A 13,645-nucleotide genomic window follows, 5' to 3' on the forward strand; every position below is an offset into this window, starting at 1 on the left:
GTCGGCCGCTTCGCCCTCCCCCTCGCGCCAGTCCGCCCGGTCCTCCGGATCGTCCGCCCTCCGCGTCCCAGGAGTTCAGCATGCCCTCGAAGACCCCGCCCGATGCCGCGGACACCGCCGCCCCCTGGTCACGCGTCGACCGCGCACCGCTGACCGGCAGTTGGTGGGCGCGCGGCCTGTGGCTGGCCGAGCGCCTCGCCGCCGAGGACGGACCGCCCGCCCCGGTGGCCGACCACCCGGCGGCCGACCACCCGACGGAGGGCAGCCTCGGCTGGCGCGCCGACCGCCGGCTGGCCCGCTGGCGCACGGCGTTCCCGGAGCACACCCCGGACACGGCCGCCGCCCAGGGGCACGCGCTCGGCGTCGACCCCGCGCTGCTGCGCCGGCTGCTCGCCGAGCACCCCGACGACCTGGCGGCGCGCACCGGCAAACCGGCCTGGGCCCGGTTCGTCGAGGACGTCATGGCCCGCGCACCGCGGCAGACCCCCAGGCCCGACGAGGCGTCCGACGAGGAACACGCCGAGGACCACTGCACGGAGCACGACGGCCGGCACCGGCACGGCTCCGCCGACTTCGCGGTCCTCGTCGAGCCCTTCCTCGCCGAGGCCCACCGCCGGCTGGCGGCGCCGCTGCCCGCCGAGGGCGCCGCCGGCCCCGCCCGCGCGGCGGTCCGGCGCTCGCTCACCGACAGCCTGCGCGAACAGCTCGTCTCGGTGCTCGCCCGCACCCTGGTGCTGGAGCTCCACGTGGCCCGACTGTCCGACCGGCTGTCCGGCGGCACCCCGCGCGAGCGCTTCCGCTCCTTCGTCGCCTGGCAGCGCGAGCCCGAGCAACTGGCCGCGCTGCTGGACGAGTACGCCGTGCTGGCCCGGCTGCTGGCGTGCGTCACCGTGAACGCCGTCCAGGCGCACCGGGAGTTCCTCGAACGCTTCACCGCCGACCGGCCGGCCCTGGTCGAGCGGTTCTTCGACGGGCGCGACCCCGGCGAGCTGACCGAGGTCCGGACCGGCCGCGGCGACGGCCACGAGGCGGGCCGCTCGGTCGCGCTGCTGACCTTCTCCTCCGGCGCCCGGCTGGTGTACAAGCCCCGGCCGCTGGCCGTCCACGAGCACTTCAACGCGCTGGTCGCCTGGTACGACACCGCGCTGCCGGGCCTCGGCCTCGGCACCGTGGCGGTGTGGGACCGGGGCGGGTACGGCTGGATCGAGTTCACGGCGCCGGCGCCGTGCGCCGACCGCGCGGCCGCCGAGCGGTTCTACCACCGCCTCGGGGCGCTGCTGGCCCTGCTCTACGCGCTCGCCGCCACCGACTTCCACTTCGAGAACGTGATCGCCGTCGGGGACCAGCCGATCGCGGTCGACCTGGAGTCGCTGTTCCACGTGGGCGTGCCCCAGCTGACCGGCAGCCCGCTGGTCGACGACGACCCGGCCCAGCACCTGCTCGCCCACTCGGTGCAGCGGGTGGGCCTGCTGCCCTCGGTGCTGGTCGGCGACGGCGGCGCGGTGCTGGACGTCGGCGGGATGGGCGCCGACAAGGGCGCCGTGCTGCCGTTCAGGATGCCCGCCTGGGAGGACGGCGGCACCGACGGGATGCGGCTGGCCCGGGTGCAGCGCGCCTTCGAGGGCAGCGCGAACCGGCCGAGCCTGGACGGCCTGGACGTGGACCCGGCCGACCACCTGCCCTCCCTGCGGGCCGGGTTCGCGGCCGGCTACCGGGCGATCGCCGCCCACCGCGCGGCGCTGCTCGCGCCGGACGGCCCGCTGGAGCGGTTCCGGGCGGACACCTGTCGCACCATCCTGCGCGCCACCCGCGTCTACGCCCACCTGCTGAGCGAGAGCACCCACCCGGACGTCACCCGGGACGCGCTCGACCGCGACCGGGTGCTCGGGCTGCTCTTCGCCCAGTCCGCCGAGAACCCGGCGCACCGGCCGCTGCTGCGGCTGGAGGCCGAGGACCTCTGGGGCGGCGACGTGCCGCTGTTCCGCTCCGTGGTCGGCTCCCGCGACCTGTTCACCCACCGCGGTCACGTGCTGCCGCGGGTGCTGCCCGAGTCGGGGCTCGACCGGGCCCGGCGGATCGTCGCCGCGATGGACGAGCGCGACCTGGCCACCCAGGACTGGATCGTCCGGGCCGCCTTCGCCGCCCGCGCCACCAACCCGCAGGCCGGCGGGGGAGCGGCCGCGGCCGGCCCCGACCGCTCCCCCGCCGGAGGTGCCGACGCCTCCCCCGCCGAGCGCGCCCTGCGCCTCGCCCGGTCCGTCGCCGACCGCCTGACGGCCGACGCGCACCGCGCCGGCGGACGCACCGGCTGGCTCGGGCTCGACCTGGCCCGGGACCAGTGGCGGGTCACGGCCCTGCGCGACGACCTGTTCGGCGGCTACCCCGGCCCGGCCCTGCTCCTCGCCCAACTCGCCGCCGTCACCGGGGAGGAGCGCTACGCCCGGTGGGCCCGGCGCGTCCTGGCGCCGTTCCCGGAGCACCTCGCGCACGCGCTGCGCCGCAGCCCGAACCGCTCCTGGGGGGCGTTCAGCGGGCTGCCGGGCACCGCCTACGCGCTGGACTGCGCCGCCGTCCTGCTCGACGACCCCGCCCTGGCCGAGCCCGTGGCGGAGGTGTTCGCCGCGGCGGTCCGCGGCCTCGACGACGACCGGCAGCTGGACCTGATCGGCGGAGCCGCCGGCTGCCTCGCCGTGGCCGAGGCGCTCGCGCACCGGCACGGCCGCGCGGTGCGCGACTGCGCCGCGCACTGCGCCCGGCTGCTGGTGGAGAAGGCCGAGCCGCAGCCCGGGGACACCGTCGCCTGGCGCACCCCGATGACCGGCGCGCGGCCGCTGCTGGGCATGTCGCACGGCACCGGCGGGATCGGCTGGGCGCTGCTGCGGCACGCCGCCCGCACCGGGGACGCGGCCGCGCTGCGCACCGGCCGGGCCGCCCTGGCCCACGAGGCGGCCGGCTTCGACCCCGCCGTCGACAACTGGCCGGACTACCGGGAGCAGGCGCCCCGGCCCTGGCTCGCCGCGCCGCCGCCCGGCACCACCGCGCACCTGCACGCCTGGTGCCACGGCGCCCCCGGCATCGGCCTGCTCCGGGCCGGCCTGCCCGCCGCGCTGCGCACCCCGGCGGACGACCGGACCCTGCGGCGGGCCGTACGCTCGACCGCCGCCGCCGCCGACCGGACCGACAACGACAGCCTCTGCCACGGCGGGCTGGGCAACCTGGAGCTGTTCGCGGCGGCGGCCGGCGCCGGGGTCGAACCGGCCCGGGAGCACTACCGGCGCACCCGCGACGCCCTGCTGGCCGGGATCGAGGAGCGCGGACCGGTCTGCGGCACCCCGGGCGGCATCGTCACGCCCGGCCTGATGACCGGCCTGGCCGGCATCGGCCACGGACTGCTGCGGATCGCCGCGCCCGACCGCGTCGCCCCCGTGCTCCTGCTCGCCCCGCAGGAGGCCCCGTGAGCTCCCCGTCGGCCGCCGCCCGGCCCCGCCCCCGGCGGCGCGCCCACCGGGTGCCGCAGCGGCTCCAGTTCACCCGCACCGAGTGCGCGGCCGCCTGCCTGGCCATGGTGCTCAGCCACTACGGGCGCGACTCCACGGTGGCCGACTGCCGCCTGCTGCTCGGCGCCGGACGCGACGGCGCGTCGGTGGCCGTCCTGGTCGACGCCGCCCGGCGCAGCGGCCTGACCGCCCGCGTCGAGCACGGGCCGGCCGCCCTGGACGAACCGCTGCGGGGCCCGGTCGTCGCCTACCTGAGGACCCACCACTTCGTCGTCCTGGAGAAGGTCGACCACCGGTCGGTCCGCCTGGTCGACCCGGCCGGCGGGCGCCGCCAGATCTCCCGGCCGGACTTCGACGACCTGTACGGCGGTGTGGTCCTCGTCCTGGAACCGGGCGAGCGGTTCGAGGAGCGGCACACCCCGCTGCGCGACCGTCCGATGGTCCGCTACCTGCGGCGCTTCCTCGCCGCCCCGGGCGGCCGGTCGCTGCTCGCGCTGACCGCCCTGGTCACCGGAGCGCTGCAACTGCTGGGCCTGGCCGTCCCGTTGCTCACCCGCACGGTGGTGGACACGCTGCTGCCGCAGCACCGCACCGACCTGCCCGTCCTGCTGGCGCTGTCCGCCGTCGGCGTCGCCCTGCTCACCGGAGTGCTGACCGCCCTGCGCGCGCTGGCGCTGCTCGCGCTGCGCCGGCGCGGCGACCTGGTGCTGACCCGGTCCTTCGTCGAGCACCTGTTCCGGCTGCCGCTGCGGTTCTTCCTCGACCGGGGGCGCGGCGACCTGCTGATGCGCACGTCCAGCGTCTCCAGCACCCGGGAGACCCTGACCCAGCAGCTGATGACCGTGGCGCTGGACGGCGTCCTGCTGGTCGGCTACCTGGTCGCCGTCGTCCTGCTGCAGCCCCTGTACCTGCTCGCCGTCGCCCCGCTGTTCCTGCTGCAGCTGCTCCTGGTCGTCCGCGCCCACCGGCGGCTGCGCAACCTCGCCCAACTGGAGCTGGTCGCCCGGGCGGAGGAGCAGAGCTACCTGGTCGAGGCGCTGGAGGCGATCCTGCCGCTCAAGGCGAACGGCGTGGAGAGCCGCGCCGTGGAGCACTGGCAGGGGCTGTTCACCCGCTACCAGGGCGCGATGCTGCGGCGCGGCCGCGCCACCGCCGTGCTCGCCGGGACCCAGCGGGCGGCGACCTCGCTCGGCCCGCTGCTCCTGCTCGGGGTCGGCGCCTGGACGGTCCTGACCGGCCGCTCCACCCTGGGCACCATGCTGGCCGCGAACAGCCTGGTGCTGTCCGTCCTGGCACCGCTGGAGACGCTGTCGACCACCGGGCAGCTCTACCTCACCGTCAACGCCCAGGTGGAACGCCTCTTCGACGTCCTCGACGCGCCGACCGAGACCGGCGGCCGGCTGCGCCTCGCCGCGGACCGGGCGACCGCCGTGGACGTCCGCGCGCTGACCTTCCGCTACCAGCCGTCCGGCCCGCCCGCCCTCAGCGGGATCGACCTGTCCGTCGCTGCCGGCGGCAAGCTCGGCATCGTCGGCCGGACCGGCTCCGGCAAGAGCACCCTGGCCCTGCTGCTGCTCGGCCTGCTGCGGCCCGACGAGGGGACGGTGCGCCACGACGGCGTGCCGATCGACCGGCTCGACCTGGCCGACCTGCGCGCCCACTGCGGCGCCGTGCTGCAGGAGTTGAGCCTGTTCGGCGGCAGCATCCGGGACAACCTCACCCTCGGCCGGCCGGACGCCGAGGACGCCGAGGTGATCCGGGCCGCGCGGATCGCCGGGCTGCACGAGGACGTGCTGGCGCTGCCGATGGGGTACGACACGCCCGTCGGCGAGAGCGGCTCGGCCCTCTCGGCCGGCCAGCGCCAACGGGTCGCCCTGGCCAGGGCGTTGGTGCACCGGCCGCGGCTGCTGCTGCTCGACGAGGCGACCAGCCACCTCGACCCGCAGACCGAGCGCCACGTCGACGGCGCGCTCGCCGACCTGGCCGTCACCCGGATCGTCGTCTCCCACCGGCTCAACGCCGTGCGCAACGCCGACCAGATCCTCGTCCTGGAACACGGCCGGATCGTCCAACGCGGCCGCCACGACGAGCTGATCGAGCAGGACGGCACGTACCGCCGGCTGTTCGGCGCCGCCGACACCGACGCGCGCCCCGCCGCGAGCCGCTGAACCCGACGGGCGCCCGACGCCCGTCCCACGAGCCCGGCCGGCCACCCGGCCGCCCGGTCGCACCACCACCGGAACACCACCACCACCGAAAGGCAGGAACGCCATGAGCGACGACCGCACCGCCCGCGCCTGGAAGGACCCGGAGGACGCCGCCCGCGCCACCGCCCCCGCCCACCCGTCCGGCGAGGTCGACCTCGCCCTGGCGGTCGGCGGCCTGGCCGACGAGGAGGGCGGCAGCGAGGCCCTCGGCACCGCCGGCTGCTGCCCCACCTGGGCCACCGGCGGCCGCTGCTGACGGCCGCACCGCCTCCCGCGACGAAAGGAACCGAACCATGAGCGACGAACGGACCGTCCGGTCCTGGAAGGACCCCGAGGCGCCGCGCACCGCCCCCGGCCACCCGATCGGCGAGCCGGACCTGACCGCCCTCACCGGCGGCGAGCAGGAGCAGACCGTCTTCGAGATGTGCACCGGCCAGACCGCCTGCGGCACCTGCGGCGGATTCACCTTCGGCTGTTGCTGATCCAGCCGCTGCCGAGCGACCAGGAAGGAACCGAACCATGAGCGACGAGCAGATCGTCCGGTCCTGGAAGGACCCCGAGGCGGCCCGCACCGCCCCCGGCCACCCGATCGGCGAGCCGGACCTGACCGCCCTCACCGGCGGCGAGGAGCAGATCACCGTGTACGACATCTGCACCACCAACATCACCGGGTGCGGCACCTGCGGCAGCTTCTCCATCGGCTGCTGCTGAGCGGACCGGGAGGAACCGAACCATGAGCGACGAGCTGACCGTCCGGTCCTGGAAGGACCCCGAGGCGCCGCGCACGGCGCCCGGCCACCCGCTGGGTGAGCCGGACCTGAGCGCCCTCAGCGGCGGCGAGGAGGCCTTCACCAACAACGACCTGTGCAGCGCCACCGACCAGAGCTGGTGCGGCACCTGCGGCAGCCTCAGCGTGGGCTGCTGCTGACGCTCGGGCGCGGCACCCCCGCACCGGACGCGGGCCCGGTCCCTCCCCCCGGAGGGCCCGGGCCCGCGTTCGCGCCCCGGGAGCGGCACCGCCCGCCGCCGGTGCGACGCCCGAAGCTACGATGGTCACCCGGCGGCCGGCCCGTGCCCCAGCGCCGCCGGAGCCGGCAGGGGTGGCGCAGGAGGCGGAGATGGCGGAAGCCGGGGCGAGCACGCTCGCCGAGAGGATCGAGGCGCTGTTCCGCACGGTCCGGCGGCCGAACCGGGAGCAGTACAGCAACGAGGACGTGGCGCGCGCCTGTCGCGAGGCCACCGGCGAGACCTTCTCGGCCACCTACCTGTGGCAGCTGCGCACCGGCAAGCGCGACAACCCGACCAAGCGTCACCTGGAGGCGCTGGCCGCGTTCTTCCACGTCTCCCCCGCCTACTTCTTCGACGACCGCTCCGAGGAGGTAGTCGCCGAACTCGCCCTCCTGGAGGCGCTGCGGGACGCCGGCGTCCGGAACATGGCGCTGCGGGCGGTGGAACTCTCGCCCGAGGCTCTGGACACCGTCTCCGATGTGATCGAGACTATCGCTCGCCGGGAGGCTGCCAGGGGCAAGCCCTCCCCGTGAGCAGGACGTGGTGCCACCGAGCGGGCACCCCGCGACGGTCGGCCGGCCACGTCGGCCCGGCGGATAGGCGAGGCGCGCATTGCGGTGGATCCGACGCCACGGCGGACTGATGCGGCGCTGCCGCGCGATCAGCGGGTCGCTCGAACTCCCCGACCCGTTCGACGCCGCCGAGCTCGTCGCCCGCCTCGCCCACGACCGCGGCCGGCCGATCGACCTGATCGCCGTCCCCGCCCGGCCCGGAGCGCCCTGCGGACTGCTGGTGACGACCGGTCAGGCCGACTACATCGTGTACGCCGAGGACACCAGCGAGGTGCACCGCCAGCACATCCTGGTGCACGAGTACGCCCACCTCCTGCTGGGGCACGGTGACGCCCCCTCGCCCGACCCCGGGCTCACCGTCGGCCTGCTGCCGCACCTCTCCCCGGAGCTGGTCGGGAAGGTCCTGGGACGCACCGTCTACCTCGAACCCCAGGAGCAGGAGGCCGAGTTGCTCGCCTCGCTGATCCTCAAGCGCGCCCTGCTGCCCGGCGGCCGCCCGTCCGGCGCCGAGCCCCGCGACGCCGAGTGGGCGCACCGGCTCGCCCCGCTGCTGGGCACCCGCCGCCCGCCGGGCCCGCATGCTTGACCCCGTCCTGGCCGGCGCCGCGGCCCTGCTGCTCGGCCTGAGCACGTACCGGTTCTTCGCGGGCCGCCACCGCGGCACCTCACCGGCCCTCCGCTACACCTGCTGCTTCGCCTGGTGCTTCGGCGCCTTCCTGGCCCTGATGGCCGGTCAGACCAGGGCGGGCATCGACCACGGGACGGGCCTGGCGGGCCTGTCCGGCATGCTCGCCGACCACCTCAAGATGGGCTCCGCCGGGTTCCTCGCGCTGACCGCCGTCGCACTGCGCCGCCCCGCGGCCGACGCCCGCTCGCTGCGCCGCCGCCAAGCCGGCACCGCCCTCGCGGTCCTCTCGGCGACCGCGCTGTTCCTGCTCGCCGGGATCGCGGAGTCCGGCGGCCGGATGGCGGCCACCGGGCGGTTCGGCCCGGTGGCGCTGGCCGGCTACGACCTGGTCATCACCGGCTACGTGACCTGCTGCCTGGTCACCCTGCTGCGCCAGGCCCTGTACTGGACCCGGCAGGCCGGCACCGCCGCCCTCCGTACGGCCCTCGGCCTGATCACCCTCACCAACGCCGTCGGCCTGCTCTGGGCCGCGTGGGGGCTCGACGACGTCCTCGGCGCCCTGCGCTCGGGCGGCCAGCGGACCACCGAGGACCCGGTCTCGCTGACGCTCGGCCGGCTCTGCGCGGTCCTGCTGCTGGCCGGCGCCACCACCCTGCTGTGGGCCCGGGCCGCTCGGGCCGCCCGGCGCTGGCGGACCGCGTACCGCGACTACCGCTCGCTCGGGCCGCTGTGGCGGGCGCTGCACGCGGCCTTCCCGCAGATCGCCCTCACCGCCGGCCGGTTGCCCCCGGCCGACGCCGAACTCGCGCTCTACCGCCGGGTCATCGAGATCCGCGACGGCCTGCTCATCCTGCGCCGCTACCGCACGGCCCCCGAGGCGCCCCCGACCACGGACGGCGCCCCGGCCGAGGCCGCCCGGATCGCCGCCGCCCTGCACCACGCCCGCACCGGGGCCGCCACCACCCCGCCTCCGGCCGACCCCCAGCCGCCCCACACCGGCACCATCGAGGCCGAGGCCCGCTGGCTCGCCCAGATCGCCCGGGCCCTCCGCACCCTGCCGCCGCACGCCACCACGGCCGACTGACCTCCGGAGGTCCGAGCGGCGGCCGCTGTCGGTTACCGCTCGCCGTCGCACCCATGATCCGGAACCGGACCTTCCAACTCCTCTTATCCCTGTGATGTCCATCACAATCCCACAGTCGGTTTATCCGGTTTTACCTGAGCTGCTCCCCTTCTGTCGACAGGTCGACACGTGCGCACATCCGCACCGGTTTTCTACGAACCTTTGACACCCCGTCAAGCGTCCATGAAGATCCGCTCAAACTTCGCCCACATACCGGAAGTCGGAGCTTACGCACAGTGAGAACAGCAGCAAGACGGTCGGGCAGCCTGCTCGCCGCGGCCCTCGCCGCGGTCGCGCTGGCCGCCACCGCGGTGGTGCCGGCCGCCGCCGCGGCGGGCGGGACACCGCCGCCCGGCGTCACGGACGCCCAGGACACCTCCGAGAGCCTGGCCGTCCGGGAAGCCGCCCGCAGCGGCAAGCCGGTCGAGGTGCTCGCCAAGCGCAGCGAAACCAGTGACACCGTCGCCCAGCCCGACGGCAGGCTGAAGACCACCACCTACGTCCAGCCCAAGCGGGTGCGCAAGAACGGCGCCTGGGTGGACCTCGACCCGACGCTGCGAACGCTGCCCGGCGGCGCCGTCGCCCCCAAGGGGTCCACCGCCGACCTGCGGTTCTCCGGCGGCGGCAGCGAACCTCTGGTCACCATGGCCCGGGCCGGCAAGGAGCTGAAGCTCAGCTGGCCGAAGCCGCTGCCCAAGCCGACGGTCAACGGCGCGACCGCCGAGTACCGGGCGATCCTTCCGGACGTGGACCTGCGGCTGTCCGCCACGAAGACCGGGTTCACCCAGGTGATCGTGGTGCACACCGCCGAGGCCGCGAAGAACCCCGAGCTGGACCAGCTCCGGCTCGGCCTGCAAGGCACCGGCCTGACGGTCGGCCAGGAGGCGGACGGCACCCTCACGGCGAAGGACCCGTCCGGCGGCGGCACCGTCTTCGAGGCGCCCGTCCCGGTGATGTGGGACTCCTCCAAGCCGACCGGTCCCGCTCCGGCGACCGCTCCGGCCGCCGCCCCGAAGAACCTCAAGGCCGCCCCGCAGGCCGAGGCCCCCGCCCAGTCCGACCCCGCCACGGCCGGCTACGGCGACCTCCCGGGCGAGGGCGCCAAGATGACCCGGCTCAAGGTCGACCTGCCCAAGGACGGCCTGTTGCTCACACCCGACCAGGCCATGCTGGACGCCCCGGACACCGTGTACCCGGTGATGATCGACCCGGCGTGGAACACCCCGCACGCCGGCGACTGGGCGGGCGTCTCGCGCACCTACCCGAACCAGGTGTACTGGCACTTCACGTACAACAGCAGCTACGTCCACGACTGGGGCGTCGGCTACTGCGGCGACACCTCCCGGTGCGCACCGACCGACGTCAAGCGGGCGTTCTTCCAGGTGCCCAACCCGTTCGTCGGCAAGCAGGTCCTCTCCGCCACCTTCGGCACCTACGAGAGCTGGTCGTACTCCTGCGACGCCCGGCCCGTCGAGCTGTGGAGCACCGGCTACATATCCCCCGGCCTGAACTGGAACGCCCAGAACGCCTCCGGCTTCTGGAGCCGCTACCTGCAGACGATCAACACCGCCAAGGGCTGGAGCGGCAACTGCCCCGGCGGCTGGCTGGAGTACGGCGAGGACGGCGCGGTGCGCAACCTCGTCCAGGACGCCGCCAACTGGGGCTGGCCGACCATCACCTTCGGCCTGAAGGCCCAGAACGAGGGCGACACCCTCGCCTGGAAGCGCTTCACCGACGACGCCTACCTGTCGGTGTACTACAACCTGCGGCCCAACCAGATCCCGATGTCCGACATGACGATGTCGCCGGGCTCGGTCTGCCAGTACCCGGGCATCAGGATCAACAGGATGCCGCAGGTCACCACCCGGGCCTCCGACCCGGACGGCGAGGCGATCGGCGTGCAGTTCGCGGTCGGCTGGGACGACGGCACCGGCCTGCGCCGGCGCTGGTGGTCCACCGGATCGGAGGACGCCGCACCCGCGGGCAACACCTTCAAGGCCTCCGGATCGATGTTCTCCTGGCCGCTGCCGGCCGGCCTGCCGCAGAACCTCCAGCTCGACTGGGAGGCCCGCGCCTGGGACGGCTCGCAGTGGGGGCCGTGGTCCGCCGACGGCGACCCGACCGGCTGCTACTTCATCGTCGACACCTCCGCCCCGGACGGCCCGGCGATCACCTCGGACGCCTACCCGGGCTCCAAGGACGCCACCGCGGCACTGCCGTGGACCGACGGCGTCGGCAGGAGCGGCCAGTTCACCCTGAAGTCCGCCGCCACCGACGTGGTCAAGTACCAGTGGGGCCTGGACACCTCGCCGTCCGCGGCGAACGAGGTCGCCACCAGCGGCGGCGCCGGCCAGAGCGTGCGCATCCAGCCGCAGACCGCCGGCGTGCACTTCCTGTCCGCCCGGGCCGTCGACGGCGCGGGCAACGCCTCGCAGCCCGAGACGTACTACTTCACCGTGCTCTCCGGGCAGACCCAGCGCACCGGCTGGTCGATGGACGACCCGAGCGGCACCGGCGTCACCGGCACCGGCGGCGGCTTCGAGGCGACCCTCGGCTCCGGAGCCGCCCTCTCCTCCGCCGGCACCCCGGCCGACGCCCACAGCGGCACCGCGCTGAAGCTCGACGGCACCGCCGACGGCTACGCCGAGACCCAGGGCACGGTGCTGAACACCACCCGCGGCTTCGCCGTCTCCGCCTGGGTCAACCTCACCGACAACACCCGCAACCGGGTCGCGGTCAGCGAGAACGGCAGCTCCGCGGCGCGCTTCGCCCTCGGCCTCTTCGGCGGCAAGTGGACCATGTGGACCTCCAGCCGGGACAACCCCACCGACTACGCCCTCGAACCGGCGAGCTCGGACGCCCCCGTGGTCCTCGGCCAGTGGACCCACCTGGTGGGCGTCTACGACCCGGCCACGAAGGCCGGCACCCTGTACGTCAACGGCGTGCCCGGCACCCCGGTGACCGTCGCCGCCACCTGGGACGTCCACGGCGCGCTGGAGTTCGGCCGCTCCAAGTACTTCGGCACCTGGACCGACCCGTGGAAGGGTTCGGTCGACGAGGTCCGCGTCTGGGACCGCCCCCTCAGCAAGGCCGAGGCCGCCGACGTCGCCGCCGACAAGCAGCTCGCCACCGGCCTGCCCGCCAGGGCGGTCTGGCACTTCGACGACGCCTCCGCCAAGCCGATCGGCACCACCGAGACCGACAACCTGACCGCCTACAACGGCGTCGCGCTCGGCCGCCCGGGCATCGCCGACAAGGCGATCCACCTGGACGGCGCGGACGACTACCTGCGCGGCACCCGCCCGCAGGTGGACGGCAGCCGGGACTTCTCGGTCTCCGCCTGGGTGAAGCTGCCCGCTCCCACCCCCGGCGACACCACCCCGAAGATGGCGGTCACCCAGATCGGCCAGCACAACAACGAGTTCTCGCTGTACTACTCGCCCTACTGGGGACGCTGGATCTTCGGCCGCTACAAGGAGGACAGCTCCACCGACACCCTGGTGCGCACCTGGCAGGACGCCTGCACGGCGGGCACCCAGATCAACGGCGTGCCGTGCTTCGCCGGCACCACCGGCGAGTGGACCCACCTGCTGGGCGTCTCCGACACCGCCGCCAAGAAGCTGCGCTTCTACATCAACGGCTTCCTGGTCGGCGAGTCCGACTACACCCAGAACGCGCCGTGGGCCAACCCCGGCCCGATCCAGATCGGCGCCGTCAACCGCGAGGGCGCCAACGGCGAGTTCTTCGGCGGCGACATCGACGACGTGCGCCTCTACGACCGCGTCGTCACCGGCCCGGAGGCCACCGCGATGGTCCAGCAGCGCCCGCAGCTGGCCGGCCGCTGGAAGCTCTCCTCGGCCACCGGCACCCCGGCCGTCACCCCGGACGAGGGCCCGGCCAAGGCCGGCGCCCAGCTCGGCGGCGGCGCCTCGGTCAAGGCCGACGGCGGCCTGCTGCCCGCCCCCGGCACCCTGCTGCTGGACGGCACCACCGGCTACGCCGCGACCGCCTCGACCCCGCTGCACACCGGCCAGAGCTTCACCCTGGCCGGCTGGGCGAACACGGCGGGCGTCCCGGCCCGGGACATGACGGTGCTGTCCGTGGCGGGCGCCGACAACAGCGCCGTCACCCTGCGTTGGCACAGCCTCGGCAAGGACGCCAACGGCCAGCCGACCGGCCAGTGGCAGGCCGAGGTGCGCGACTCCGACGCCACCGGCGCGGTCCGCACCCTGACCGCGCACACCCCGGCCACCTCCGTCCTGGAGAACTGGACGCACCTGGCGGTCACGTACGACGCCTTCGCGGACCGGCTCGCCCTGTACGTCGGCGGCCAGATCGAGAACCAGGGCTGCCCGGACGGTTCGACCGGCTGCACCCCGCACATCTCCTGGACCGGCGCCCCGCAGCCCTACGAGGCGGGCGGCGGCGTGCAGTTCGGCCGGAACAGGGCGGCCGGTGCCTGGGGCGAGTACTTCTCCGGTGAACTGGACGACGTCTGGCTGTACCAGGGCGTGCTGAGCCCCGCGCAGATCGCCAAGCTCGCCGACTACAACGTCGAGCTGAACACCTCCACCGGCGTCTGATCCCCCTCCTTCCGCGGGCCGGGCGGC

The 13,645-nt window shown here is 75.1% G+C and carries 10 protein-coding genes; all 10 read left to right on the forward strand.

All coding sequences use genetic code 11. The features are described 5' to 3' along the window. The first annotated feature begins 80 nt into the window (after nucleotides 1-80). The 10 genes from ABZW03_RS02240 (at nucleotide 81) to ABZW03_RS02285 (ending at nucleotide 13,618) form a co-directional block, all read left to right on the forward strand. A complete protein-coding gene (locus tag ABZW03_RS02240; protein WP_355250820.1) occupies nucleotides 81-3,458 on the forward strand; it encodes a type 2 lanthipeptide synthetase LanM family protein in 3,378 nt (1,125 codons plus the stop codon). Then, nucleotides 3,455-5,665, forward strand: a complete 2,211-nt coding sequence (locus ABZW03_RS02245) for a peptidase domain-containing ABC transporter (RefSeq protein WP_355250823.1) — start codon at nucleotides 3,455-3,457, stop codon at nucleotides 5,663-5,665. The genes ABZW03_RS02240 and ABZW03_RS02245 overlap by 4 nt, the downstream gene beginning before the upstream one ends. 103 nt (nucleotides 5,666-5,768) lie before the next feature. Next, nucleotides 5,769-5,960 (forward strand): hypothetical protein, encoded by a 192-nt coding sequence (locus ABZW03_RS02250; protein WP_355250826.1) that lies wholly within the window; start codon nucleotides 5,769-5,771, stop codon nucleotides 5,958-5,960. Between the two features lie 37 nt (nucleotides 5,961-5,997). Next, nucleotides 5,998-6,186: a hypothetical protein gene (locus ABZW03_RS02255; protein ID WP_355250829.1), complete on the forward strand. Its 189-nt coding sequence runs from the start codon at nucleotides 5,998-6,000 to the stop codon at nucleotides 6,184-6,186. Between the two features lie 37 nt (nucleotides 6,187-6,223). Then, nucleotides 6,224-6,415 carry a hypothetical protein gene (locus ABZW03_RS02260; RefSeq protein ID WP_355250832.1) on the forward strand — a complete coding sequence of 64 codons (192 nt, stop codon included), beginning with the start codon at nucleotides 6,224-6,226 and terminating at the stop codon, nucleotides 6,413-6,415. Between the two features lie 22 nt (nucleotides 6,416-6,437). Then, a complete protein-coding gene (locus ABZW03_RS02265; protein WP_355250835.1) occupies nucleotides 6,438-6,632 on the forward strand; it encodes a hypothetical protein in 195 nt (64 codons plus the stop codon). Between the two features lie 190 nt (nucleotides 6,633-6,822). Beyond that, nucleotides 6,823-7,245 carry an XRE family transcriptional regulator gene (locus ABZW03_RS02270; RefSeq protein ID WP_355250838.1) on the forward strand — a complete coding sequence of 141 codons (423 nt, stop codon included), beginning with the start codon at nucleotides 6,823-6,825 and terminating at the stop codon, nucleotides 7,243-7,245. Nucleotides 7,246-7,354: 109 nt separating this feature from the next. After that, entirely contained in the window at nucleotides 7,355-7,870 is a 516-nt protein-coding gene (locus tag ABZW03_RS02275) for a ParH-like protein (RefSeq protein WP_355250841.1), read from the forward strand. Continuing rightward, on the forward strand, nucleotides 7,863-8,996 hold the full coding sequence (locus ABZW03_RS02280) for an MAB_1171c family putative transporter (protein WP_355250844.1): 1,134 nt from the start codon (nucleotides 7,863-7,865) through the stop codon (nucleotides 8,994-8,996). The genes ABZW03_RS02275 and ABZW03_RS02280 overlap by 8 nt, the downstream gene beginning before the upstream one ends. Before the next feature lie 275 nt (nucleotides 8,997-9,271). Beyond that, on the forward strand, nucleotides 9,272-13,618 hold the full coding sequence (locus ABZW03_RS02285) for a LamG-like jellyroll fold domain-containing protein (RefSeq protein ID WP_355250847.1): 4,347 nt from the start codon (nucleotides 9,272-9,274) through the stop codon (nucleotides 13,616-13,618). Nucleotides 13,619-13,645: the final 27 nt, after the last annotated feature.

The organism is Kitasatospora sp. NPDC004799, assembly GCF_040609095.1.
Classification (GTDB): Bacteria; Actinomycetota; Actinomycetes; order Streptomycetales; family Streptomycetaceae; genus Kitasatospora.